This is a genomic window from Kocuria atrinae C3-8 (assembly GCF_000286355.1).
Classification (GTDB): domain Bacteria; phylum Actinomycetota; class Actinomycetes; order Actinomycetales; family Micrococcaceae; genus Kocuria; species Kocuria atrinae_A.
This window is the reverse complement of sequence record NZ_AJXN01000029.1, coordinates 1-24,787: the sequence shown is the minus strand read 5'-3', so window position 1 is coordinate 24,787 and position 24,787 is coordinate 1. Positions and strand designations below refer to the sequence as shown.

Here is a 24,787-nt window from a genome sequence, read left to right as displayed (position 1 = left end):
CCCGATACTCCCGCGGGGTCTGCCCCAGGAACCGCTGGAATTCCCGGGTGAAATGGGCTTGATCCGAGAACCCGTGGGCTGCGGCAACAGTCGAAAGGTTGACGCTTGGATCAGACCGAATGTGCTCTGCGGCCTCCTGCAACCGGCGTCTCCGGATCAACGCGTGCGGCGTCAGCCCGATGTACTGGGCGGCCAATCGGTGCACCGTCCGCGTGGAGACGTTCAACGCCGCCGCCAGGTCACCCACGGAGACAACGGAAGAGTTGGACCCAGCCACCTCGCTAATGAGTTCGCCAGCCGTGCTTCATCCGTTACCGGACCAACCCGTGCGGTGACCCACGCGGACAGTCTTGCCACGCGTCGTCGAAATCCCCGGCGGCGACTGCTTCTGCAACCTGCGAGTGCAGCTTCGGCGCCGCCACCGGAACGTAGCTGTCCCGCACGCTCGCCGGGCCACTCGTGAAGGCCGACACAGCGGCCGGACGCAGCAGTGCGGCAACCGCCCACCCGGTGGCGACGAGCTCACGATGCGATGCGCGCGTCGTCGGGCCGGCGAAACCCACCATGTCCTGCTCGACCACCAAATTGCAGCCGGGGAAGGGGAGCAGGTCTTGGCGCGAGGTCGAACCCGGAGGCTCATGCCATACGGCGATCCACCAGCAGACGACGAGCTCGCGGACCGGGCCGGTGGCGGGAATCCGCTGGAACCGAGGGGGTAGCGGCGCGGGTACAACACCCCGCGCTCGGAGATCTCCGGTAGCTCGCCCATGGCAGGAATATACAAGCCGCCGGCCCGCGCGCGGGTCTACCGTTTCAGACATGACGACACAGCAGAACACCCCGGCCACCGGTTCGCACACCACCAACGGCACCCCGCACGGTTACTCGTCCATCACGCCGTTTCTGGCCGTCGCGGATCCCACCGCGGCCCTCGCCTTCTACCAGGAGGTGTTCGGCGCCCAGCTCATCAGTGCTTTCCGCTTCGGTGCTGTGGTGGTCCATGCCGAGTTGCAGTTTTCGGCCGGCCGCCTGCAGGTGGGCGCGGCCCAGCCGGACTACCACCTCGTCGCCCCGGACGCCGACGGCGATGACGTCACCTATTCGCTCGCGCTGTACTGCCCGAACGTGGACGACGTCGTGGCGTCAGCGGTTGCCGCCGGTGCCACTCTGCGGGAGGAGACCACCCATTTCGTGTCGGGGGATCGGTACGCGAGTATCCGTGGCCCGTTCGGGGTGCGGTGGTCGGTCATGACCCGGGTGGAGGACCTGAGCGATAAGGAGTCGCAGAAGCGGGTGGAGGAGTGGTCGGCGGGGATGGGGTGATGGGGCTTAGTAGATCCCGCGTGCCTGCCGGGGTCTACAAATCGTTCCCGCGTGGTGGGACGACCATGCGCGTTTTCACTGCGTCGAGGGATTGCCCGAAGAAATGGGCGAAGAAACCCAGTTTGGTTTACCGAGACCGGCGAGCTCAAGCCCAAGCACCGCAGGCAGAGATTCCCCGCTTACCCGTGTCAGCTGAAGTACACCGACTCGCAAAGTGAGCTGCATGTGGTGATGGGCAACTACGCCAGGTACTCAGAGAATTCATCACCGGTTGGAACGAACACAAACATCTCTGCCTCTGACGACCGCAGCTACTTCGTGCCGGGCAACCTCCGTTGCGTCAGCATAGGAAAGCGTCGGCGCGTCTCGGCGACCACTCTCCGGTCGATGTCCACCACGGCGAGAGCAGGCTCGACTCCGAGCTCGGCAATAGCCGTACCCATGGGGTCAATCACGAGCGAGTGCCCTACGGATAAGGGCTCTGCTTGACACGAGCCCACCATATACAGCCCGTTTTCAATCGCTCGAGCTGCAGACAGTGTCTGCCATTGACGAAGTTTGTGCTCGCCGGGCACCCACGCCGCGCAGGACAGCAGAACGTGCGCGCCGTCGACAGCCAAGGCCCGGGCAAGCTCGGGAAAGCGAAGGTCGTAGCAGGTCAGAAATCCGAAGCGAAGACCATCCAGGTCAAAGAACACCGGTTGAGGTTCGATTGCTCCCGTAATGAAATCTGATTCCGCATGGCCCTGGGCATCGAAAAGGTGGATCTTGCGGTAACTTGCCAGGCGCCGTCCGTCGGGGCCGTAAGCCACCATCGTGTTGTATGGGCGGTAGGGATCATCGGAGACTTCAAGCACCCCCGCCACCACTGCCACGCCGTGGTGCGCTGCGAGTCGGGAGAGCTCGGTGCAGACGGGTCCGTCGAGTGGTTCCGCGACCTCCGGAAATGTCTCGTCCACGAATTTCTTCAGATAGGTCGCGTATTCCGGCAACACGATGACGTGCGCCCCGAGCAGTGCTGACTTCTCCACGAAGCGGGCGAGCGCCACAAGGTTGGCATCCACGTCGCTGCCGCTTTGCATTTGTCCCAACGCAATCCGCACGGTGTGCTCCTTCATTCGAACAGCAGGTCAGGCGGCATCTTGTGCTACCTGCTGTTCGGTGGCTGACATCTCCGGTGGTTCAACTCGGAATCCGCGGGTGATGACGGCAAGAACAATGAGACCGCACACCAGCCAGATCGCCCCAAGAGTCAGCGCGTTCGAGTCCAGTTGGAAAAGCAGGAACGCGCACACCAAACCGCCTCCGGCGGGTATCACCACATGGCTCAGAACACCGAGCCGCCGCCCGGCCCGGCGCTCGCGGGCGAAGTGGAAGATGACGGATAGGTTCACCAAAGTGAAGGCTGTGAACGCACCGAAGTTGATGAACGACGTGGATGTGGCCACGTCCAGGAAGATGGCGATCATCCCGACGGCCCCTGTGATCAGGAGATTCAGCACGGGGGTTCGGAAGCGCGGATTCAGCCGACCGAACACGGCCTTCGGTAGAACGGAGTCCCGCCCCATGGCGTACAACAATCGGGAGGAGCTGGCCTGGGCAGCGAGTCCGGAGGCGAACTGCGCGACGACCAGGCCGGCCAGGAATATTGCCCCGAACAGATGTCCGCCAATTTGGAGGGCGATCTGCGATGACGCGGAGGCGCTGTCTTCGAATTGGCCCCCGGGGTGAACGAGCTGAGTCACGTAGGAGACGAGAACGAAGATGCCGCCGCCGATAAGGGCGATGAGCATGATCGCCCGCGGCATGTTCTTTCGTGGTTCCACCGTTTCCTCGGTGAGGGTGGTGACGGCGTCGAAACCGAGGAAGGAATATGCTGCGATGGCCGCGCCGGCCGTGATGGTTCCCAGGTCAGAAGTGGGATTGCCGAAAGGTTCGGTACTAACGAGTGCGCCCGCCCCGTCCATGGAGGCCACGTGGGCTACTGACAAGACGACGAAAAATACGAGAACGAGTAACTGGAAGGCCATCAAGATGTAGTTGGCCTTGTCGGCCACTTTAATCCCCAGCACATTGAGTGCGGTGGTGATGAGGGCGAAACCGATGATCCACGCCGCGAATGGGACTCCCGGGAACTGAGCACCCAGGTAGGAGGCTCCGATCAACCAGATGACCATGGGCAAGAACAGATAGTCCAGCAGCACTGCCCAGCCGACCAGGAAGCCGACGCGAGAATCGATGGACCGGCGCACGTAGGTGTAGGCAGAACCGGCAACGGGATGGGCAGCTGCCATGCGGCCGTAGCTGTGCGCGGTCAGCAACATAGCGGCTAGGGCCACGAAGTACGCGGCCGGGGCGGCACCGCCGGTAGTTTCCGCGATAATACCGAAAATTCCGAGAACGATGATCGGGGTGAGATATGCGAGTCCGAAGAGAACCAGCGAAGGCAACCGAAGGGTGCGAGTCAGTGTTGTGTTTTCCATGGTGGGTTCCTCAGGTTGGTAGGACTGCGGGGTCCAAGTCGTCGGATCCATGCGACCGTTGTAGACGGGAAGCTCGACCGGGGTCTCACCGGCGCGGAACTGCGACCACATGCGGTTGATCCCTTCTGTGCCCTGGGCGCGTACTCGTTCGACCTGGGTCAAATCCAGGTCCGCGGCGAGCAGCCCCGGCTGGTCATCTTCGCAGGAAGTGATCACGTTGCTCCGGGTCCACAATCAGGCTGCACCCCGTACCTACGGGGCCGGCGCAGTTCACGCTGACCATGAACACCTGATTGACGATGGCATTGGCTTGCGCCAGAACCAGCTCTTGCCGGCGGTCCGGAGTGGTTGTCTTCACGACATTGAGGATGACCTCGGCGCCCATCCAGGCCAGCTGACGGGTGACTTCCGGAAACCAAGCGTCGTAGCAGATGTTCAACCCAAGGCGACCGACTCCATCGATATCCACCGTGGTGAACCGCTCGCCCGGGTCGTATGGCTCATGCGGTCGCCACGGGAAAATCTTGCGGTAGTAGCCGGCGAGTTCTCCTTGGGGTGAGCACACCATCATGGTGTTGAAAAGCTGACCGTCAGGGCCGCGCTCGCATACGCTGCCGGGCACCAGCCAGATGTCCAAGTCGCCAGCCAGTTCCTGAAGCTCACGGGTACGGGGGCCAGCCAGGGGCTCAGCACTGTCCTGCAGAGCCTCGGTGCGCTGCAGGTCGGGATCGCCGTCGGAAAATAGGTGCAGTTCAGGGAAAATCACCATTCGGGTCTCAGGGCAGGTCCTAAGAATGCCTGCTACTTCATCGGCGAACCCCGCTATGGGTTCGCCGATGAGACGGGGAGCGGATTGGGCGGCGACGAGCGGAAGTATGCGGGGCATGGGGTGTCCGATCTAGCGGTGTGGTGGTGAGCGTTATAATAGATCTAAATGATCATTTTACGGAAGAGCCGGACGTTGGTCCGTAAGGTGGGCAACGTGGTCTACGAAAATGCACCCGCAGAAGGTCTGGTTGGCGAGGCGCTAAGCGGCATCGAGCGTCGAAGTGCCATTGACGCGGTTCGCTTGCGAATTGGCATGGCCATCTCACTAGGCATGCTGAAGCCCGGGGAGCGGCTGCCAGATCAAGAGCAAGTGGCCAAAGGCTCTCAGTCAGCCCCATCACTGCCCGTCGAGCGCTGACCCGTCTAGCCGAGGACGGCGTCTTGGTGCGGCGTCGCGGGCGTCACGGGGGCACATTCGTGGTCGATGATCCGCCCGTGGAAAAACTGCGTCAGATCGTGGTCTCCACGGACGAGACGGCGGAGGTGCACCAACTCATAGATCGGCGCTTGCTCATGGAGTGTGCACTGACGCATTTCGCCGCGCTGCGGGTCAATCGCCACCACTTGCGACGTCTTGGTGAGCTGACACGGCAGATGGCCGAGACCTCGAGTTGGTCCACCTACCATCAGGCCGACAAGGAATTTCATCACGTGGTCGCTGAGGCTGCCACTCTCGGGCCGGCCGCCTCTGAATACCACGGGGTGCTGCACCGACTGTACGGCTACTTCATCCCCTATCCGATCGAGCAGTTACATGCGTCCAACCAGGACCATCTCGGACTGGTCGAGGCTCTGGGCGCTGGCAACGGCGAAGCGGCTGTGGAACTCTCTCGACTTCATGTGGAGCGGTTGCATCACACGATGTTCGTGGGACTGCTCCAAAAGAAAGCGACATCCGGCAGGCCGGAAAGCTGATCAGTATGCCTGGCCCGGTCCTTCTAGGTGTATGAGTTCGCGGCGTTGGCTACACGGGCTGGGACTCGTGAGGCCGGGGGGCTGATCAGAGCAAGTGGTGTGAGGTCGGTGGCTGTTGTAGTGGTTCGCTCACACCCTGATCGCGGACGGCGGGGGTGTTCACTGTTGTAGATGCGGGGGTAGAGACATTCCTTGGCCAGCAGCCGCTGGTAGCGTTCGACCTTTCCATCGTGCCGGGGCGTGTAGGGGCGGGGCGCTGATGCAGCGCGGAGTGGGCCCTCACGGTGCGGTTGAAGTCCTTGGCCCGATAATTCGTCCCGTTATTCGTGATCACACGGATGATCCTGGTGATCGCATGAGCAGCGAAGAACACGCGGGCGAAGACCCCGATCGTCTTAGCCGCTGTCTCGTCCTCGTGGGCCTCCGCGATGGGGTGCTGGAGTGGACATCCAGAGCCTGGGGGTTATTAATGCGGTAACAATGTACCCATTTCGTGAGGGTGGGCCGGGCGATACCGGTCTCGGCGCCAACGTGAGGTAACGGCCCTCCCTCGGTGAGGACACGGGTCATGAGACGAAGATGTCTTCCGGCAGGGGCAGTGGGGAGTTTCCGTGGTCCACGGAACGGGTCTCCTGGCCGAGCGGTTGCTAGATACCTTTACCCTGACCAGTCGAGGCCCGTTTCCTCATCCCCACTTGGGTGACCACAAAGCCGTGACCCACAACAAGCTGAAACTCCCGAGGGACAGAGTTGTACCGGAAACGCGGGCCACGACCTCAACGAAGCCATCCGTTTGGTCTATTGGTACCGGCTTGATCGGTGAAAACTAATGTAGACCTGATCGATAGTCGGCCCTTGGTCGACAACATTTAGCTGGCAGGAAAAGACTTCTGGACGTGGTGGTTCATCCGCACATAAAGGTTTTCTGGCTCACCACTGCGCCAGCAGCGATGAGCCAGGAAACCTTCGCGTTTCGGTGGTGAGCACTCACTGCACCGTTTGTTTGTCCTTGCGGGTCAGCGGTTCCCCATAGCGTTCCACCTCGATCTGCTCGAGGCTCTTGCCCCGCGTATTGGGGGCACCCACAAAGCCGATGATTAGGGCTGCGACCAGCAGACCAATCATGATCATGCCCACGAACGGGACTCCGTGCGAGGCCAGTAGTGTCGGGAACCAGTAGCTGAGCAGGCCCACCATGATTCGGGCGACGAAGAACAGGACTCCCTGGGCGCTTGCCCGGTAACGGGTGGCGAACATTTCGGCGGCCCAGAGAGCATAGAACGCCTGGGCTCCGATGCCGGCCGAGATACCCCAGAGGGCAGCGAACAAGATCAGGATCGGCATGGTGACGTGTGCGAAAACCAGCAGGAGCCAGGCGGCGATGCCGAGGATTGCACCAATGGCATAGAGCACCCGGCGGCTCATTCGATCACCGTACTTCATGAAGCCGAAGTACGTGGCCAGCACGGTGAGGGACCACAGGAGTACTTGAAGCAGGTTCTGTTGGGTTGCCGATTCCACTCCCGCGGTCTCGTAGACCCGGGGCATGAAGATGCCCATCTGCCCAGCAACCGTGTTCCACAGAGCGTAGACGCCGATCAAGAACAGCAAAGCCTTCACGTTGGTCTTATTCGAAATGAGTTCCCAGAAGCCGCGGTGCTTGATGCCGGCAGCGGCCGACGCCTGGCGCTCTTCGTTGGATTTCTTCCACGTTTGCGACTCGGACAGGCCACGGCGAACCCACCAGGTGATGAAGGCGATCACGAACAGATGGGCGAAGATGATGCGGCTTCCCATGAGTCCCAGAGGCACCACGAAGGTGGCGAAGAGGAACACCAGGCAGGGGCGAGAGACCACGCGAATTGCGCGGTCCCCACGTGCTTGGCCCGGTTTTCCGACGGCGCTTCCTCCGCGATGTACGTCCAGGCAACCGGGACGCCCGCACCCACGGCAATGCCGGTAAGAATGACACCAAGGAACAACATCCAGGGGGCGACCGCGAAGACCACGAAAGCCGTGCCAATCATGTAGAGGATCAGGTCATACGTGTAGATGAACTTTCGTCCGTACCGATCCCCGAGTGGGCCTCCGATCAGCGCACCAACGGCGGCACCAAAGGCATTCGCACTGAGTGCGGCTACGAGTCCGACAGCCAGGTTGGTGAATCCGAAATACTCCTGCCACAACCCCAGGCTCGTGGCCAGGGCAATGATGGAGCCGGCTTCGATGTAGTTGGACATGGATACAGCAATGGTGGCTTTCCAGCCGCCGAGTTTTGTAGTGCTCATGGTGAGCCTTTCTGAAGGGCGACGGATCGGGTAAGCACCCGGCGTCGGACATCGATGAGATCAGGTGAGGTGGAAGTACTGGATCAAAGGCTGGTGCTCGCAGTCCTCCACGAAGTACTGGGCCATCTCCGCCTGCCATCGGGCATTGGCCGGATGCTCGTTCATCAGTCGTTCGGTCACATCGGTGTCCTTGGCTTCGAAGTACCCCACCACAAGGCCGTCCTTGGGATTCAAGAACAGGGAGTAATTGCGCCACCCCGTCTCATGTAGGGCGTGGAGCATGTCGGACCAGACACGCTGATGGACCTTGACATATTCCTCGAGCTTCTCTGGCCGCACACGCAACAGAAAACAACGGCGGGTGCGCGTGATGTCACCTGGAGGGTGATCAGCCCCTGCAGATCGGCATGTGACGAATGGGTGCCCATGCAGCACTCCTTTGTGGTGGGCCGCCCCTGATGGAGCGGATATGAGGAAAGACAGACGATGAGCTGCACCGCGGAAATCTGATCCGGATCTGTGAGGTGCGTCTCACCAATGCGTTTATCGTACTGAAATATTGAGACGTTTCAATACCCTCTTGCAGAATTCCTACCTGACGACCCCCGATACGCCGCCGCTCAATCGCTCAAAATGTCTGAGAACGCGCGGTAAATACCGACTTGCGGGTGCGGTGGCGCGTGACGGCAGTGTGATCTGAGTGTTGACGTGATGCGCGTCACCGCCTAATCTAATGAAACGATTCAACTGGTGAGTCAAGGCGAGGCCGCCGCTCACCCGCCGCTCTCACAGAGAAGTGAAGGTCATGACCTCATTCGACGACATCACAGACCAACTAGCAGGTCAGTCCATCGAGTTGCCCTCGTGGGCGTTCGGCAACTCCGGAACCCGGTTCAAGGTTTTTTCGACACCTGGCACGCCGCGCACGGTGGAGGAAAAGATCGCCGACGCCGCCGCCGTGCATCGGTTCACGGGTCTCGCACCGAGCGTTGCACTGCACATTCCGTGGGACAAGGTCGATGACTACGCAGCACTCGCCCAATTCGCACAGGATCAGGGAGTCGCCCTGGGCACGGTCAACTCCAATACGTTCCAGGACGAGGACTACAAGTTCGGTTCTCTGACCCACCTCGATCCCGCGGTCCGCAGCAAGGCCATTGACCACCATCTCGAGTGCCTCGAGATCATGAACGCCACGGGGTCACGGGACCTCAAGATCTGGCTGGCCGATGGAACGAACTACGCGGGTCAGCAGGACATGCGGGGCCGTCAGGATCGTCTCAGCGACTCCCTGCAGAAGATTTACTCGCAGTTGGGCCCGGAGCAGAGGATCGTCCTCGAGTATAAGTTCTTCGAGCCGGCGTTCTACCACACCGACGTTCCGGACTGGGGTACGGCCTACGCCCAGGTGGCTGCGCTGGGGGAACAGGCCGCAGTCTGCCTCGACACCGGCCACCATGCGCCGGGTACCAACATCGAGTTCATCGTCATGCAGCTGCTGCGATTGGGCAAGCTTGGATCGTTCGACTTCAACTCCCGTAATTACGCGGATGATGACCTCATCGTGGGTGCGGCTGATCCGTTCCAGCTGTTCCGCATCATGACGGAAGTGGTCCGTGGTGGCGGCTTGAAGCCGTCATCCGGTGTGGCCTTCATGCTTGACCAATGCCACAACATCGAGGAAAAGATCCCCGGTCAGATCCGCTCCGTGCTCAACGTCCAGGAGATGACGGCCCGGGCACTCTTGGTGGACCAAGCCGCCCTCACCGCAGCTCAGGAAGCGGGGGACGTGCTCGGAGCTCACCAGGTTTTGATGGACGCCTTCTACACCGATGTTCGCCCGGACCTGGCCGCCTGGCGCGAGACGTGCGGTCTGCCGGGGGATCCCATGGCCGCCTTTGCGGCCTCTGGCTATCAACAAGAAATCAACGACGAGCGCGTGGGCGGTACTCAGGCCTCATGGGGCTCCTGACACGTTGCCCCGAGCACTCCCCGATTCGTTCAACCACTCCTGTTCTTGCTGACACCTTCCGAGAAAGACCCAGATCATGAACACCAGCACACCTTCCTTTGTCACCGACCTCATCGACCGGTCCAACCGGCTCGGGTCGAACCCGAAAAACACCAACTACGCCGGCGGGAATACCTCCGCCAAGGGCACTGCCACCGACCCCGTTACGGGCGAGGACGTCGGTTTGCTGTGGCTCAAAGGATCCGGTGGCGACCTGGGCACCTTGACCGAAAAGGGTCTGGCGGTGCTCCGCCTGGACCGCGTCCGTTCTCTAGTTGACGTCTACCGGGGCGTGGATCACGAAGATGAGATGGCCGCAGCTTTCGACTACTGCCTGCACGGCAAAGGCGGGGCGGCACCGTCCATCGATACGGCCATGCACGGCCTGGTCGAGGCGGACCATGTTGATCACCTGCACCCGGATTCCGGCATCGCGATCGCCACCGCCAGTGACGGGGAACGCCTGACCGATGAGATCTACGGAAACAAGGTTGTATGGGTGCCCTGGCGCCGCCCCGGATTCCAGCTGGGACTGGATATCGCGGCCGTCAAGGATGGAAACCCTCAGGCCGTCGGGTGCATTTTGGGTGGTCACGGGATCACAGCGTGGGGGGAGACCTCCGAGCAGGCGGAGCAAAATTCGCAGTGGATCATAGATACCGCCGAGGCCTACATTGCCGAGCATTCCAAGCCGGAGCCTTCGGCCCAGCCCTCGCTGGGTTCGGTGCCCTGCCAGAGGGCGAGCGGCGTGCCAAGGCTGCGGCCCTGGCGCCCACAATTCGCGGACTGGCGTCTACGGACCGGGCTCAGGTGGGCCACTACACCGACGACCCCAGAGCCTGGAGTTTCTGGCGGCCACCGAGCACCCCCGGCTCGCCGCCTTGGGCACGTCCTGCCCAGACCACTTCCTGCGAACCAAGGTGAAGCCGTTGGTTCTTGACCTGCCTTCCGACGCTTCGATAGAGGAGTGCACGGCGCGGTTGCGTGAGCTGCACGAGTCCTACCGTAAGGACTACCAGGCGTACTACGACCGCTATGCAACGGCCGAATCCCCGGCCATCCGCGGCGCGGACCCCCTGATTGTTCTGGTGCCCGGCGTGGGGATGTTCTCGTTCGGAAAGGACAAGCAAACCGCTCGAGTGGCCAGCGAGTTCTACCTCAATGCCATCAATGTCATGCGCGGAGCCGAAGGGATTTCGACATACGCGCCAATCAGCGAGGCGGAGAAGTTCCGCATCGAATACTGGGCGCTGGAAGAAGCCAAACTGGCACGCATGCCCAAGCCCAAGAGCCACGCGACCCGCATTGCCCTGGTGACCGGGGCGGCGTCGGGCATTGGCAAGGCCATTGCCACCCGTCTCGCTTCAGAAGGCGCGTGCGTGGTGATCGCGGACCTCAACTTCGAAGCGGCCCAACAGGTGGCAGACGAACTGGGCGGGCCCGACGTCGCTGTGGGGGTAGCCGCGGACGTCACCGACCCCGAGCAGGTCGCCGCGCCGTCGACGCCGCAGTGCTGGCCTTTGGTGGCCTGGACCTGGTGGTCAACAATGCCGGACTGTCGATTTCTAAGCCTCTGCTGGAGACCACGGAGAAGGACTGGGACCTCCAGCACAACGTGATGGCCAAGGGCTCCTTCATGGTGTCCCAGGCCGCCGCCAAGGCCATGATCGCCCAGGACATGGGAGGGGACATCGTCTACATCTCGTCGAAGAACTCCGTTTTCGCGGGACCGAACAATATCGCGTACTCGGCCACCAAAGCCGATCAGGCGCACCAGGTCCGTCTCCTGGCCGCGAGCTCGGCGAGTACGGTATCCGGGTCAACGGCATCAACCCGGATGGTGTGGTCCGAGGATCCGGAATTTTCGCCGGCGGCTGGGGCGCTAAACGCGCCGCCGTGTACGGCGTCCCCGAGGACGAACTGGGCAAATTCTATGCCCAGCGCACGCTCCTCAAGCGCGAGGTGCTGCCGGAGAACGTGGCCAATGCCGCTGCCGTGCTGACCAGCGCCGAGTTGTCCCACACCACCGGACTGCACGTGCCCGTCGACGCCGGCGTGGCTGCGGCGTTCCTGCGATGAATTCGACAACCGAAGGCGGTTCAGTGGCCGCCGTGGACCTCGGAGCCACGAGCGGGCGGGTCATTCTCGGTGGTCTCGACGGCGGGCAGTTGCGGATGCGGCACATCGCGCGCTTTCCCAATCAACATGTGCGTTTGCATGAAGGTCAGCGGGACGGGCTGCACTGGAACATCACCGAGCTGTACCGGTCCTTGACGGCCGGACTGGCCAAGGCAACCCGGGAAGAACCGAGGCTCGTGTCGATCGGAATCGACTCCTGGGCGGTGGACTACGCCTGCTGCGCCGCGGGCGAATGGTGGGTGTGCCGTACCACTACCGCGACGAACGCACCGGTGACGGTGTCGAGTCCGTGCACGCGCGGGTTGCGGCGAAAGAGCTGTATCGGCGCAATGGCTTGCAGCATCTGCCGTTCAACACTCTGTTCCAGTTCGCGGCAGACCAAAATGCCGGTTCTTTGGACTGTATGGACAGAGCTCTACTGATCCCGGACCTCATCGCGTACTGGCTGACCGGCCAACAGGTGGCCGAGACCACCAATGCCTCCACCACCGGGTTACTCGACGCCCGGGCCGGGCAATGGGACGCCGAGCTGATGCATATGCTGGGGCTTCCGGAGACCTGCTGGCTCCGCTGATCACACCCGGTGCCACGATTGGTGAGCTCCTGCCCTCCGTTGGGGTCGAGCTCGGTGCCGAGCCCGGGCTCACCGTCACCGCGGTTGGATCCCACGACACGGCATCGGCGGTAGTGGCAATGCCCGCCATAGACAGCGAATCCGCGTTCATCTCCTCCGGCACATGGTCGCTGGTGGGTATCGAACTCGAGGCCCCTGTCTTGACGCCAGAAAGCCAAGCCGCGAATTTCACGAACGAGGGCGGCGTCGACGGGCGAGTGCGATACCTGAAGAATGTCTCCGGGCTGTGGTTGCTCTCCGAGTCCATCCGCACCTGGGACGGGCCCGGGGCGGGGGATGCGCAACGGACGAGTGACCTTGCCGCGCTCATTGGGGAAGCCTCACATGTGACAAGGCCCGTTCCGGTCTTCGACGCAACCGATGACCGGTTCACCGCCCCGGGTGACATGCCCGCCCGCATCGCCGAATGGTGCGAAGAGCGCGACATGGAACCTCCACGCAGCCGAGCGGAGGTCGTGCGATCCATCCTCGAATCGCTGGCGGAGGCCTATGCTCGCACGATTGACCAGGCCGAAGAGCTGTCGGGTAAGAGCATCCGCACCGTGAATATCGTGGGTGGCGGGTCGCAGAACTCATTGCTATGTCAGCTCACCGCAGACCGGACCGGCCGGACGGTGTATGCCGGGCCCGTGGAGGCCACAGCCATTGGCAACATTCTGGTTCAGATGCGGGCCGTGGGGATGGTATCTGGCGACCTGGAAGCGTTGCGTAGTGTGGTGGCCGCGTCGTTCGAACCCGTGAAGTACACACCGCGACCCTGACGTTCGCGCGAGTGGATACGATGAACACTCGCCACTGAACTGAGGGATCACGGACATGAACTCTGAACGACCGCCGGTCGGTATCAAGGATGTTGCCCGCCACGCCAACGTATCCATTGGCACGGTCTCCAACGTCCTGAACCGCCCGGAGGTGGTCTCCGAGGATCGCCGACGGCGGGTCATGCAGGTAATTCAGGAGTTGGGTTACGTCCGCAATGACGTTGCCCGGCAGCTTAAGGCCGGGCGCTCCCGCGCCCTAGGCTTGGTCATGCAGGACAGTACCAACCCCTTCTACAACGACATCGCGCTCGGCGCCGAGACCGCCGCCGAAAAACGCGGCTTGGCCATGATCACGGGCAACGCCGGGTTATCGCCCAAGCGTGAAAACGTCTACCTGGATCTCTTCGAGGAACAACGTGTGCGCGGGGTGCTCTTCACCCCACAAACTCAGGAGCTGGGCCGAATCGATGCCCTGCGATCCCGCGGGACTCCTGTCGTTCTGGTCGACGAACACGCGCCGCCGTCCAGGTACTGTTCCTTGGCTGTCGACGACGTTGAAGGTGGGCGCATGGCGGTGGAACATCTGCTGGACGGGGGCGCCCGAAGGATCGCGTTCGTGGGTGGGCCAACTTCCCTGCACCAAGTGGTCGACCGCCGGGCAGGCGCCGAACGGGCAGTGGGTGCGGTTCCTGGAGCGTCATTGACCGTGGTGGAGACAGCTGCATTGACCGTGTTGGAGGGCCGCGGAGCGGGCGAACAGATCGCAAGTTTGCCTGCCGCCAAACGCCCGGAAGCAGTCTTTGCCGCCAACGACCTGGTCGCCCTGGGCCTCATGCAGGCATTCATGTTCAATCGCAGGCTTCGTGTTCCGGAAGACATCGCGCTGATCGGTTACGACGACATCGACTTCGCGACATCGGCTATTTCCGCACTGTCATCCATCCGTCAGCCGGCCCGGTTGATGGGACGCACCGCCGTGGAACTGTTGGAAGATGAGATTGCCGACCCCGAGCACCAGCACCGGCATGTCAGTTTTCAGCCGGAATTGGTGGTGAGGGATTCGACGCGATCCAGTTCGTGACGGGGTTTGTACGCCGTGGTCGGTACTGACATGAGACGAGCGGGCCATACCCCACAGGATGAAAGTTCCTACACATGCCGTCCGCCGAGAAGAGCCCGCTCGCGATCCACGCTAATGCGCCCTTGACCCCCACCGGCCGTTTGCACATGGTCAAACGCCATCTCGAAGGTGACCTCGCTGGGCGGGCGGCGTCACCGGATCAGCCCCTACACGCCCCGACATAACGGGAAGGTTGAACGCTACAACCGGCTGATGGTTGATGAAGTCCTCTACGCCCGCCCGTACGGCTCAAAAACTCAGCGGCGGCGAGCCTTGCAGGTATGGGTGAATAACTACAAGCACCATCGGCCTCATACCTCCTGCGGGGATCAGCCCCCCGGCCTCACGCACCCCGGCCCGAGTCAATAACGTCACGCCCTCTTACAGCTAGTCTCCCCATGGCGTCATCGGGCCGGCGGAACCCTTATGTTCTGCTCGACCACCAGACCACGAGCTCGCTGACCGGTCCGGTGGCGGGAATCCGCTGGAATCGAGGGGGTAGGCGGCGGGGATGGGGTGAAAAGACGGATGCCCCCGAGAAAATTTCGGGGGCATCGAATGTTTGTCCTTAGAGTATTACTTGACCGCGACGAAAACCTTGTCACCAAGCATTCCGGGAGTAATTGCAAGAACACCTTGGGCAGCGGTATCTGTCGGAACTTCAAAGGCAGCATTGCCTGTAGCCGTACCGTCTGTATACAGGGTGCTGGTGGTATCGATGGGATCTGGTGCAACGACAACGTTGTCGAAGCTGTTGACCGTTGTGCCGTCTGCTGTCACGTACTCCACTGAGACCATGACGGGCATATCGCCGTCAGGATTGTCGCCCAAATAGGTGGTGGAGTAATTCACGAGCATGTACTGAGCGCCGTCGACAGGCGGTTCGTTGAACTCGTTCTCGGAAAGAACAGCATCGGTGGCATCAGGGGTCGCTGAGTTCACGACAACGCGCCATTCGTCGTTCTCGATGGTCGAGCCGATCGGGTACGGGTTCCCACGAGTGCCCTCTTCAGAGGATCCTTCGTCCGCTGCTACTTCACTGTCAGTATTTTGCTCAGTTTCCGAGTCCGTATTTTCAGAGGGTCCCGCCACGGTGGTGTCCCCACTGCCGAAGGATTCGTCAAATGCGTTGGAGACAACGGTCAAGAACACCACTGCTCCTACGACCGTGCCCACGATCGAGAGAATCAACGCAGTGATGCCCATCCACCTGGACTTGCCCTTAAGGAATAGCGAGACGAGACCTAGAATGAAGGCGATTGGCAGAAGAATCCAGCCGATAATGAGGGCACCTGGGACGCAGGCAAAGATAAAGCCGATCACAGCTGCGATGAGCGCGATGAGACCGAGGATGTTCGACTGATTTTTCTTGGGCTGCTGCGGGGGCAGTGTTTGTGTCGACCAGTCTTGGCCATTCTGCCCGGGATATGGTTGCTGCTGGAAGGGGACCTGATTCGGTCCCTCACTGGGGGGTGATGAGGGAGTCATGTCCTCATAGTTGCAGACGCAAAGAACCTCTATCCTCAGGACATGAGTCATTCAAGGTATATGACTGATGATGACAAACTGCACTGAGGTTTTCTCACCGCGTGATGTGCGTCTGACCGAGCGGAATCGGTTACCGAACCGGGAGGCGGTGAACCAGGGTGTCGAGAAGCTTGATATCGCATCGCTCGGCACGCACGGGAACGTCATTGACGAGACTGGGCCACGTCTGGGGCAGGTTCCACGCAACCCGCCCCGGACTAAGGTCGGCTAGCACGCGGTACCAGTCCTGTAGGGGCGTCCGGAGCTGTACGTGCAGGTCGAAGGAGCGACGTGCGCGCGTTGCATCGCCTTCTTTCCGCTGCCGCAGAGTGGTCTCGTCCGGGAGCGCGACGAGTACGGCGTCGGCGAAGCCGAGCCGTCGGTGCCGCATGGCTTGCCGAACCTGCTGATACTCGTGCACGAAGCGGGCACGAGGGGCCGCGCCGATCCGGTAGAGACACCAGCTGTAGTGCAGCTTCAACGGATCGCTGTCGCACAGCACGTGACCGAGTGCGCTCTCCAGCTCCACAGCCTCCGACCAGCGCCGTGTATTCACCCCGGTCCAGTACCGGCCCTGCGCCCGGGGATCGCTGCCATCAGGCTCGCGCCTGTTGGCACGTACTCCGGCACGAATCGGTCCGCGACGCGACGGCACCAGGTCGTCTTGCCGGCAGCGCTCGGCCCTTCCACAGCAACAATCACTCCATCACGCTATCCGTCTCCAGCAGCTAATCCGATCTGAGGCATCCGGCCGCACGCGACCTGGTGAGAAAACCTCACTCAAGTAACGCGTCCGACTATTGATGCTGGGTACCAATGAATCTGCGCAAACACGCGTGAGATCCTCGCGGAAACAACGCTCGTTGCATGGTGCAGCTATGGATTCCTAAATGTTGCCCGGTCCAGGAAACTCCGCCAACCTCCTTGACCACCGTGCTTACAGCCGCTTCCCCGCATTCAGCGACGCGGCCATGAACTCCGCCACGACCTTCTGGGAGATGGCCACGTCCAGCACGAACACGCCCTCGTCATGGGAGGCCAGCCAGTCGGTAAGTACGGACAGCTCCGCCAGGGTGCAGACCTTGGCGCCGTCCGCCCGAACGGCGACCTGAATGCTCGGCGACAACTCCGTGACGGCCGTGGATTCGGTCAGGGGGTCTGCGAGGGCACGGTGGAGGGCGCGGTGCTTCCTGATCGTGAGAGAGCAGATCGTGAACGTGACGTGCAGCTGTCAGGCCACTCTCAATGGCGCCGTCGATGAACCCACCCCAGCCCGTCGCGTAATCCGCGCCGGCCAGGTATACCCGGCCATCGGGTTGTTGGAGGCCCTCGAAGCACTCCGTGAGGTGCCCGGCATAGTGCATCGGCCAGGTCTCACCCGCGTACTGGTCCTCGACCCAGTTGTGGCCGGTGGCGTCCAGGACTTCCAGCCCCGGAACGAGGTTGTCGAGCATGGCTTGTGCCGCCGCGACGTCGTCGGTGGGGACCTTGGAGGCGTCGGGGCCGAAGCAGACGAGAATCGTGGCGTCGTCGTCGAAGTACTCAGCCTGCACGAAGTTTAATGGTGCGTCATCGGATGCGAAGGCCACGAATCGCTCCTGCCTGCCTTCACCTTGACCCACAGCTTGGCCCCTCGGCCGGCCTGACCGCGTTGCGATGCCTTGAGCTTGGGGGCCGAAAGAGCTGGCTGGAAGTCGGTGGTGTGCAGCGCCCCGAGAGGCAGGGTGACCACAACGGCGGAGCCGGTGAGCTCATGACCGTCCGCCAGGGTGACGGTCACCGTGTCCCCGGCCTGTTCGATGCCGGTGACCGGGCAGTTGAGGCGAAGATCGACATCGGCGTCGGCTCGGATTGCTTCGATCAGTCGCTTGGTGCCACCTTCGAGCTTGTACGTGGCGCAGGCTTCGAACATGAGCTTCCAATCCCCGTTGGAAATCGCCGCCCATCGCAAGGCTTGGGTGTAGGCGGCTTCATCGAGGCGGCCGTTGAAATTCAATGACCAGAAGGAGCGCATGAGTTCTTTTACCGGGGGATCCAACTGCAGATCCTCAATGGCGTCGGCGAGTGTGATGTGGTCGATTTCCGCCACTGAGGGGTGCTGCATTGGCTGCCAGGGCAGGGGGAAAATCTCCCGGGAACGAGAGAGCAGGCGCGTGTTGGGCTCGTCGATGAGGTCGAGAATTTCCTCGGCGCTGCCTTTGCTGATCTGCCCGTTGGCGCGGCGGTAACCGGTCGTGAACTCCGGGCCGGTCACGGGAGTGATGCCGTAGCGACCCATTTCAGCCCAAACGAATGGCTGGATCCAGTGGACCCAGGTGCCTCCTAGTTCCAGGGGCCGGCCCATCCGTTCTTCGAGCCAGGTGCGCCCGCCGATGCGGTCCTTGGCTTCCAGAACGGTAACGGTGTGGCCTCGCTGGGACAGCTCTCGGGCGGCTGTCAGTCCTGCGAATCCCGCGCCGACGACAATGACATGGTTGGTGATTTCGTTCATGAATGACTCTTTCAACTCGAGGTGGGTAGCGCCGCGGTCAGGTTGCGGGCTTGGTTGCGGTCCCGATGCGGGCTAACGGTCAGTGCTTGTGGTGGTCCTGGGGGTACTCGGTGGTGTTCATGACGGTGAGCCGGGAGTTGAAGGGCAGCACTAGCGGTTCGTCGGTGAGGTCGTCCCAGCCGAACATCCGTCCGATCGAGCGCTCCTCCCGAAGATCCACCAGCAGCACCGACTCCACGGTCATGACTCGCTCGGTCCAGTAGAAGAGATAGAGGTCTTCGGCCACCTCGAAGGCCAGGGTCCGGTCGACGTCGGCCAGCCCTTTCTCACCACCGCGCAGGCAGTGCCACACGAACGTGCCCGGGGTGAGGTAGATGTGCTCGTAGGCCTCCACATCGCTGTAGCGGTAGTAGATTCGCTTGCCCACCAGCCCGGCAGAGCGCTGGTGGAAGGCCGCTTCGGTTCCCTCGACCCGGGCGTGGGTGAACTCGGTGCTGCCCTTGACGGCGCTGTCCGCCTCGTGCAGTGCGGAGATGGCAACGGTGGCTGCTCCGCTGTTCAGGTTGAAGACCGCGGAGACATTGCGCACCTGTCGACCCGCACCGTGCACGAAGTCGATGATGAAGATGCCCGGACGGCTTCGATGGCCTTGTAGCTGGCCTCCACACTCTCCTCGTTGTCTTCGGCGGTGATGGTCCAGGTCAGAGAGGAGGAGTCGCCGAAGGTCATGGTGAACGTCCGGCCGTCCTCGCCCTGGAGGGAGACGCTGGTGCCGGTCAGGGCCGGAGACGCCGGGAGAGTCTGGTCTCCGAATCCATCGAGCATCGTGGACACGGAGGGCCACTCGCGGACGGGAACATAATCCTGGAATGCGTTGTCGGCGGTCATGGAAAGAACTCCTTCGGAGGGGACAAAAAATGGAACTGCCGTGGGTGCGGCACGCACGTGACGCGCCCACGGCTCAGCTGTAGACGAAGAACTCGACGGTGGGCTCCAGGACCTGCCAGCGGGTCATCGCGCCCTCGGTGAAAGAGGCCATGGACCCGGCGGTCAGCTCGAAAGTGTCCCCGCCCTGGACTTCGATGCGCAGGTGCCCGGAGACGATATAAATGCTCTCGTCCTGATGGATGGGCAGGTCGAAGGCCTCCGGGGCCTGCTCGGGGGTAACTTCCCAGATCCCGGCTGAAAGGGCTTCGCGTCCTCCCTGGCCGGGCTTGCGCAGCCACCGGACAGTGCCCACCTCAAAGGGTTCGGCAGCAGAAGCATTGGTATGGGCGTGAAAAACCTCGGACATGATGGGTTCCTTTCGAAAGCGCTTATTGATGTGGGGAAATTCAGTGAATCGTGTGGGACGGCTCCGCAGACACTGCCGGCTGGGGATCATGGAGCAGTGGGAGGCGTTCTTGGACGCGCCGACGGTAGACATACAGCACCAAAGAGAGGGCAAGGATGCAGACCCCGATCGCCAGTTCTTTGGGGCCGCCGTAGCCGGAGAGTTCACTCGACAGCGCACCGACGATCAGTACGGCTGCGGTGTAGACAACCAGGACTACTGCCAGTGGAACGGCGAATCGCCCTGCTCGGAAGGGTCGGTTGTACTCGGGATGGTCTCGACGCAACAACAGAAAACCGACCAGGGCCAAAAGGATCGCGAGCAGATAACCCAGGTTGGCGGCCACGAGAATGGAAATGGGATTCGAGATGAAAATGATGAGCACGATGTTCAGGAATACGGCCGCGAAGATGGCTCGAGCCGGCACGCCGTGACGGTTGGTCTTCTCGAATTGCTTCGGAAGGAGGCCATCCAGGGCTGCTCCGTAAAGTGCCCGGGACCCGTCTGCCATGGACGCATTCACACCCATCAACAAGGCTGCCAGGATGGCCAGCAACATGACATCGGTCAGTGGACCGTCCGGCAGGACCCGGGTGAAAGCGGTGACAAACATCCCGGAAGGATCGGACGCCGCCTCTTCCTGTGAAACCAGTCCTCCTGCGCCCAACGGCACCAACAGGAACATGGCGAAGGTGTACGCACCTGAGGTGAACATGGCCTTACGGCCATCGCTTTTGGTCCGGTACTGCGGCAGGAACGCCGCGCACATCTCCGTTCCGTACGCGGTCCACCCGATCAAGTACAGCCACACCAACGCCAACTGAAGAGTGCCCAGCGGGTCGGCCGTCAGATCACCCAGGCCCCAGGTGAGGTTCGGCGCATGCCATTGTCCGGACAGGACCGGGGCTGCAATGAACACCAGGAACGACCCCAAGAGCAATACGCCAACGATCTTGTTCACCCAGGCCGCAGGTTGGGCGCCGAAGAGGTTGGGAATCATGATGAGCAGGATCAGGGCAGTGCCGATTAATTGGGCCGGAGAGAGTTGCGCGACTCCCACGTCCATGGTCCAACTGGTCCCGGGTAGCCACCGTGCGGCAATGATTGCCCCGGCTGTCACCGACACGATCGAGATCACAGCCGACCACCCGAACCAGTAACCGAAGCTGGCGAGGGCCCGGCCGGGGCAAAGCGTTCTCGCCAGGCCTCGTGTGCGTAGATCGGCACTCCGCCGGGCTTATCAGGGAAGATCGACGCCATTTCCGCGAACAGGCTGTTCTGCACCCAGCCGATCAGCGCAGCCAAAGCCCATAGGCCCATGGCAGACAGGCCGCCGACCACAGCCACGGTTGCTCCGAAAGAAACGTACAACCCCCCGGAAACGGCCATTGCCATGGCGAATGCATCTTTCCAGGACAGCCGGGCGTGGAGATCAGTCCCGGGTGCGGGACCTCTGGGGCGGGTGTGGGCCCGGGCGGTGTGTTTGAGGTGATGGATGAAGACATCAAGTCCCCCTGGGATCGGGTGGTGCTGGAACTGCTCTGCAGGGTTGTTGCACATGCGGTGCAGTCACGGAAAGCAGCCAAGGTCAGTGTCGGCGCGATCAGGCATGTGATTCGGATCACTGATGCGCCATAGCTAACTCTGCATTTGCAGAGTTGCCTTGACAAGGGGGTGCCTCAACTTTTTTCGGGTTTCTCAAGACGTGTCATACCGCCAAGGAGCGGCCGCCGGAGGGTGCGTTCGGGCAGTACCGGCCTCCAGGGGTTAGCGTGGATGAGCACAGAAATAGACCTAACCCGACAAGAATGGGGACCAAAGTGGCAGGACGTAACGGTGTCTACGGGGCAGGCCGAGAGGCTTTGCTCGATGCCGTCATTGAGCTGGTAGGCCGCGAGGGGCTGAGGTCCTTGAGCTATCGGAAGGTGGCAGAGATTGCGGGGGTGGACAACACCTTGATTTCTCACCACTTCGGTTCCAAGACCGCCCTGTTGGAGGCGGCCATGGAATATGCCGCCGAGCGAACCTTGGACAATACCGAGTTTGAACGGATCTTCCGTGGCACGGTCGCCGAGAACGTTATTGCTGAGGTGCGACACTTTCCCGAACGCCAGTCATTCCAGTTCGAAATGGTGTTGGCCTCGCGAGGGATGCCAGCCCTGAGGCCGGCAGCGGAGCGTCTGTATTCCGCCTATATCAATCGCATGCAAGGAGCCTTGTCCGCCGCTGGGTATGAGGCAGACGAAGCTGTTGCGAGGTTGGTATTCGCCTCCCTGGACGGGCTCGTGTTCCAGCGGCTGACGGTTGCCACAGAAGAACAAATGCGGTTGGCGCTCCATCAGATGGAACGATTGCTACCCCTGGCCCGCGCACATAGTCGCACCTTGAGGGCCCCGGAATTGTGCCCGGTTTGCTGGGTGGCCCCCCATCTTCCTTTTCGAGCACGCTCTCCTCGGCATCTCCGGTCATGCCGACGCCGCCTACCCGCCCATTACCGACCGCTCCACCCGAGTTATCCACAGATTCGCCGAGGCCGATGATTCGCGTTCTCCCAGCGGCTTAGATCGAGGCAGGCGCATGAGGCGCCCAACAGAATCCATGGGGGTAATCGTGAATGGTGAACTTGAGAACACTGCAAAGGCCCGCTCAGCCGGACTGGCCCGGGCGGCTACAGCGGGGGCGGCGGTGCTGATCATGGGTGGGCTCTTGGTGGGCTGCGAGACCTCCTCGGCTGACCAGGAGCCAAGTCCCAGGCAGAGCGCCTCCTCGACCTCGAGCGAGGCAGCCACCAGCGCACCCAGCCCGACGACGTCGCCCACTCGCGTTTCGAACCCCGACCACGACAACTTGGACCCGCGCGGCCCATTGCCCGGATCGACCAAGTGGGAGCAGATGATGGAGAACGATCAATGATCATGCGCAGGCCCAAGGTGCACGGCGTGTGAGACAGTGAACCCGAATAGCACCATAAAGCAGGCAGGGATGTGCAATGGGTAGGGCCGTTGAACCCGCGAGCAACTCCACAGGCGAGGCTCCCATCGAGCACCGGAACCACCGCCTGGCCGACGGGCGGGAGGCCGTGTTTTTCAGTGACCGCGGCACCCCGGCCGTGGAGCGCGTGGTCGATGCCCGTCCACTGGGCGAGCGCTCCGGTCACGGCAGGTGCGCTTCGACCGGTTGACGGGGGAGTGGGTTGCGGTCGCCGCCCACCGGCAGAGCCGCACGTATCTGCCTCCGGCCGACCAGTGCCCGCTGTGCCCGTCCGTTGGTGGGAGGGAGTCGGAGATCCCGGTCGAGGACTTCCACGTGGTCGCCTTCGAGAACCGCTTCCCGTCCCTGGGCCCGGAGCTGGGGGAGCTGCCGTCACCCCAAGGCGCGACGGGCCGGGAACTATGGGGATCGGCGTCGTCCGCCTATGGCCGCTGCGAAGTGGTGGTCTACACGCCCGAGCACGAAGGCTCCTTCGCGTCCCTACCCTTTGAGCGCGCCCGCACGGTCGTCGAGGCCTGGGCCCAGCGCACCGAGGCACTGTCCGCCATGAAGGGCATCCGTCACGTGTTCCCGTTCGAGAATCGCGGCGAACAAATCGGCGTGACCCTGCACCATCCGCACGGGCAGATCTACGCGTACCCGTACGCGGCACCGACCGCCGCACGGTTGGCCGAGCGCTCGCGGGCCTACCTGGATGCGACCGGCCGGCCCCTCATGGGCGAACTCCTGCGCGATGAAACCGACGCCGGCGACCGCATGGTCTTGGCGGGCGATCACTTCTCCGCCTACGTTCCCTATGCGGCGCGGTGGCCGTTGGAGGTGCACCTGGTCCCGCATCGCCAGGCCCCCGATCTCGCGGCCTGACCGGTGACGAACGCGACGAACTGGCCGTGCTCTACCGCGACCTGGTGCAGCGTGTGGACCAGCTCTACTCGACCCCACGCCGTACATTGCCGCGTGGCACCAGACCCCGATCACCACCGCGGACCGCGAGGCCGGCTGGCTCCACCTGCAGCTGACCAGCCCCCGCCGATCCGAGGACAAACTGAAATTCCTCGCCGGCTCCGAGGCCGCCATGGGCGCCTTCATCAATGACATCACCGCGGAACAAACCGCCGAGCGCTTGAGGCAGGCCGCGTCATGACCCGCCAGCAGTCCACGCAAAATGACGAGCACGCCCGCGCCGAACGCCTCACCCGTCGATTCATCGAGCTCTACGGCCATGTCCCGCACGGCGTCTGGCGCGCCCCGGGTCGGGTGAATCTCATCGGGGAGCATACGGACTACAACGACGGTTTTGTGCTTCCCTTCGCCATCGACCGCGCCGCCATGGTCGCCGTGCGGCTCAAACAGTCAAACGATTCAGCCGCGCACTCCGCGGACCTGGCCTCCAGCTACGCCCCCGACGGCCGCCTTGCAAAGGTCAGCTTCACCATCGCGGATCTCGCTCCCGGCTCGGTCGACGGCTGGGGCGCCTACCCCGCCGGCGTCGTCTACGTCCTCGCTGGCCTGGATGGCATTGATGTCCCCGGATTCGAAGTGCTCCTCGATTCCACCGTGCCCGTGGGGGCGGGCCTGTCCTCATCCCACGCGGTCGAGGTCGCCACAATCGTGGCCCTCAATGACCTCCTGGGCCTGGGCCTGAGCCACCCGGACCTTGCCCGCCTCACCCAGCGGGCGGAAAACGAATTCGTCGGCGCCCCCACAGGCATCATGGATCAGTCCGCCTCCCTCATGGGCCGGGCCGGCGGCGCGCTGTTCCTCGACTGCCGCACCCTCGAATCCGAGATCGTGCCCCTACCCCTCGCCGAGCACGGTCTCAGCGTTCTCGTGATCGACTCCAAGGTCGCCCACTCCCACGCCGACGGCGGATACGCCGCCCGCCGCGCCTCGTGCGAACGGGCCGCTACCGCATTGGGCATAACTGGCCCTTCACAGATGAG

General features: G+C 62.4%; 26 protein-coding genes and 4 pseudogenes. 12 read left to right on the top strand and 18 right to left on the bottom strand.

Going from position 1 to position 24,787, the window contains the following annotated elements; all coding sequences use genetic code 11:
* Positions 1 to 277 (bottom strand): helix-turn-helix transcriptional regulator (locus YO9_RS16735; protein WP_223286078.1); only part of this gene is annotated, 277 nt, incomplete at its 3' end.
* 34 nt (positions 278 to 311) lie between these two features.
* The gene (locus tag YO9_RS21350; protein WP_396350723.1) at positions 312 to 821 is read right to left on the bottom strand and encodes a DUF6597 domain-containing transcriptional factor; all 510 of its coding nucleotides are present in this window, start codon (positions 819 to 821) and stop codon (positions 312 to 314) included.
* On the opposite strand from YO9_RS21350, the gene YO9_RS0104095 reads away from it, so the two are divergent.
* Positions 820 to 1,323: a VOC family protein gene (locus YO9_RS0104095; protein WP_016996363.1), complete on the top strand. Its 504-nt coding sequence runs from the start codon at positions 820 to 822 to the stop codon at positions 1,321 to 1,323. The genes YO9_RS21350 and YO9_RS0104095 overlap by 2 nt on opposite strands.
* A gap of 311 nt (positions 1,324 to 1,634) precedes the next feature.
* Here the strand turns inward: YO9_RS0104095 and YO9_RS0104090 are convergent, their stop codons facing one another.
* Genes YO9_RS0104090 through YO9_RS0104080 form a run of 3 tightly spaced genes read right to left on the bottom strand, consistent with a single transcriptional unit; the run spans position 1,635 to position 4,575 of the window.
* Positions 1,635 to 2,426 (bottom strand): carbon-nitrogen hydrolase family protein, encoded by a 792-nt coding sequence (locus tag YO9_RS0104090; protein WP_223286076.1) that lies wholly within the window; start codon positions 2,424 to 2,426, stop codon positions 1,635 to 1,637.
* A gap of 27 nt (positions 2,427 to 2,453) precedes the next feature.
* Positions 2,454 to 4,022 (bottom strand): APC family permease, encoded by a 1,569-nt coding sequence (locus YO9_RS0104085; RefSeq protein ID WP_016996361.1) that lies wholly within the window; start codon positions 4,020 to 4,022, stop codon positions 2,454 to 2,456.
* Positions 4,000 to 4,575 carry a carbon-nitrogen hydrolase family protein gene (locus YO9_RS0104080; RefSeq protein WP_016996360.1) on the bottom strand — a complete coding sequence of 192 codons (576 nt, stop codon included), beginning with the start codon at positions 4,573 to 4,575 and terminating at the stop codon, positions 4,000 to 4,002. The genes YO9_RS0104085 and YO9_RS0104080 overlap by 23 nt, the downstream gene beginning before the upstream one ends.
* Before the next feature lie 443 nt (positions 4,576 to 5,018).
* Between YO9_RS0104080 and YO9_RS0104075 the strand changes: the two genes are divergently transcribed.
* A complete protein-coding gene (locus YO9_RS0104075; protein ID WP_262925577.1) occupies positions 5,019 to 5,549 on the top strand; it encodes a FadR/GntR family transcriptional regulator in 531 nt (176 codons plus the stop codon).
* A 23-nt stretch (positions 5,550 to 5,572) separates the two neighbouring features.
* On the opposite strand, the pseudogene YO9_RS16725 reads toward YO9_RS0104075, so the two are convergent.
* From YO9_RS16725 to YO9_RS0104065, 4 genes and pseudogenes are all read right to left on the bottom strand, one after another.
* Positions 5,573 to 5,973 (bottom strand): annotated as a pseudogene (locus YO9_RS16725) (integrase core domain-containing protein); the annotation flags it as partial.
* 563 nt (positions 5,974 to 6,536) lie between these two features.
* Complete coding sequence (locus YO9_RS0104070; protein ID WP_223286073.1) at positions 6,537 to 7,406, bottom strand: MFS transporter; 870 nt, start codon at positions 7,404 to 7,406, stop codon at positions 6,537 to 6,539.
* Complete coding sequence (locus YO9_RS16715) at positions 7,310 to 7,837, bottom strand: MFS transporter (protein ID WP_223286072.1); 528 nt, start codon at positions 7,835 to 7,837, stop codon at positions 7,310 to 7,312. The genes YO9_RS0104070 and YO9_RS16715 overlap by 97 nt, the downstream gene beginning before the upstream one ends.
* 60 nt (positions 7,838 to 7,897) lie before the next feature.
* Positions 7,898 to 8,176: an L-rhamnose mutarotase gene (locus YO9_RS0104065; protein WP_262925576.1), complete on the bottom strand. Its 279-nt coding sequence runs from the start codon at positions 8,174 to 8,176 to the stop codon at positions 7,898 to 7,900.
* Between the two features lie 466 nt (positions 8,177 to 8,642).
* Here YO9_RS0104065 and rhaI point away from each other — a divergent pair, with 466 nt between their 5' ends.
* From rhaI to YO9_RS16710, 6 genes and pseudogenes are all read left to right on the top strand, one after another.
* Complete coding sequence (gene rhaI, locus YO9_RS0104060) at positions 8,643 to 9,809, top strand: L-rhamnose isomerase (RefSeq protein WP_016996358.1); 1,167 nt, start codon at positions 8,643 to 8,645, stop codon at positions 9,807 to 9,809.
* Between the two features lie 76 nt (positions 9,810 to 9,885).
* Positions 9,886 to 11,927 (top strand): annotated as a pseudogene (locus tag YO9_RS0104055) (bifunctional aldolase/short-chain dehydrogenase).
* Between the two features lie 301 nt (positions 11,928 to 12,228).
* On the top strand, positions 12,229 to 12,561 hold the full coding sequence (locus YO9_RS20555; protein ID WP_317259742.1) for an FGGY family carbohydrate kinase: 333 nt from the start codon (positions 12,229 to 12,231) through the stop codon (positions 12,559 to 12,561).
* A gap of 119 nt (positions 12,562 to 12,680) precedes the next feature.
* Positions 12,681 to 13,382, top strand: coding sequence for an FGGY-family carbohydrate kinase (locus tag YO9_RS20550; RefSeq protein WP_317259741.1), 702 nt, complete (start codon positions 12,681 to 12,683; stop codon positions 13,380 to 13,382).
* Between the two features lie 55 nt (positions 13,383 to 13,437).
* On the top strand, positions 13,438 to 14,463 hold the full coding sequence (locus tag YO9_RS0104045) for a LacI family DNA-binding transcriptional regulator (protein WP_016996356.1): 1,026 nt from the start codon (positions 13,438 to 13,440) through the stop codon (positions 14,461 to 14,463).
* Between the two features lie 168 nt (positions 14,464 to 14,631).
* Positions 14,632 to 14,893: pseudogene (locus YO9_RS16710) on the top strand (integrase core domain-containing protein); the annotation flags it as partial.
* A gap of 185 nt (positions 14,894 to 15,078) precedes the next feature.
* On the opposite strand, the gene YO9_RS0104040 reads toward YO9_RS16710, so the two are convergent.
* The 9 genes from YO9_RS0104040 to YO9_RS19660 form a co-directional block, all read right to left on the bottom strand.
* Positions 15,079 to 15,990 (bottom strand): DUF308 domain-containing protein, encoded by a 912-nt coding sequence (locus tag YO9_RS0104040; protein ID WP_016996355.1) that lies wholly within the window; start codon positions 15,988 to 15,990, stop codon positions 15,079 to 15,081.
* 130 nt (positions 15,991 to 16,120) lie between these two features.
* The gene (locus YO9_RS0104035; protein WP_223286070.1) at positions 16,121 to 16,585 is read right to left on the bottom strand and encodes a hypothetical protein; all 465 of its coding nucleotides are present in this window, start codon (positions 16,583 to 16,585) and stop codon (positions 16,121 to 16,123) included.
* Between the two features lie 472 nt (positions 16,586 to 17,057).
* Positions 17,058 to 17,618, bottom strand: coding sequence for an FAD-dependent oxidoreductase (locus YO9_RS16700; RefSeq protein ID WP_262925575.1), 561 nt, complete (start codon positions 17,616 to 17,618; stop codon positions 17,058 to 17,060).
* A complete protein-coding gene (locus YO9_RS0104025) occupies positions 17,588 to 18,520 on the bottom strand; it encodes a flavin monoamine oxidase family protein (RefSeq protein ID WP_223286068.1) in 933 nt (310 codons plus the stop codon). Before YO9_RS0104025 ends, YO9_RS16700 begins: the two co-directional genes overlap by 31 nt.
* 79 nt (positions 18,521 to 18,599) lie before the next feature.
* A complete protein-coding gene (locus YO9_RS16695; RefSeq protein ID WP_016996351.1) occupies positions 18,600 to 19,109 on the bottom strand; it encodes a MoaF C-terminal domain-containing protein in 510 nt (169 codons plus the stop codon).
* Positions 19,079 to 19,408: a MoaF N-terminal domain-containing protein gene (locus YO9_RS16690; RefSeq protein WP_016996350.1), complete on the bottom strand. Its 330-nt coding sequence runs from the start codon at positions 19,406 to 19,408 to the stop codon at positions 19,079 to 19,081. Before YO9_RS16690 ends, YO9_RS16695 begins: the two co-directional genes overlap by 31 nt.
* 73 nt (positions 19,409 to 19,481) lie before the next feature.
* Positions 19,482 to 19,814 carry a cupin domain-containing protein gene (locus YO9_RS0104015; RefSeq protein ID WP_016996349.1) on the bottom strand — a complete coding sequence of 111 codons (333 nt, stop codon included), beginning with the start codon at positions 19,812 to 19,814 and terminating at the stop codon, positions 19,482 to 19,484.
* 40 nt (positions 19,815 to 19,854) lie between these two features.
* Positions 19,855 to 20,991 (bottom strand): APC family permease, encoded by a 1,137-nt coding sequence (locus YO9_RS0104010; RefSeq protein ID WP_262925574.1) that lies wholly within the window; start codon positions 20,989 to 20,991, stop codon positions 19,855 to 19,857.
* Positions 20,988 to 21,248: a hypothetical protein gene (locus YO9_RS19660; protein WP_262925573.1), complete on the bottom strand. Its 261-nt coding sequence runs from the start codon at positions 21,246 to 21,248 to the stop codon at positions 20,988 to 20,990. The genes YO9_RS0104010 and YO9_RS19660 overlap by 4 nt, the downstream gene beginning before the upstream one ends.
* A gap of 413 nt (positions 21,249 to 21,661) precedes the next feature.
* Between YO9_RS19660 and YO9_RS0104005 the strand changes: the two genes are divergently transcribed.
* The 4 genes and pseudogenes from YO9_RS0104005 to YO9_RS0103990 form a co-directional block, all read left to right on the top strand.
* Complete coding sequence (locus tag YO9_RS0104005) at positions 21,662 to 22,393, top strand: TetR/AcrR family transcriptional regulator (RefSeq protein ID WP_016996347.1); 732 nt, start codon at positions 21,662 to 21,664, stop codon at positions 22,391 to 22,393.
* A gap of 70 nt (positions 22,394 to 22,463) precedes the next feature.
* Positions 22,464 to 22,766, top strand: a complete 303-nt coding sequence (locus YO9_RS0104000) for a hypothetical protein (RefSeq protein WP_223286067.1) — start codon at positions 22,464 to 22,466, stop codon at positions 22,764 to 22,766.
* A gap of 76 nt (positions 22,767 to 22,842) precedes the next feature.
* A pseudogene (gene galT / locus YO9_RS0103995) lies at positions 22,843 to 23,988 on the top strand (galactose-1-phosphate uridylyltransferase).
* Positions 23,985 to 24,787, top strand: an 803-nt coding sequence (locus tag YO9_RS0103990) for a galactokinase (protein WP_016996343.1), incomplete at its 3' end; no start/stop codon positions are given. The pseudogene galT and the gene YO9_RS0103990, both read left to right, overlap by 4 nt.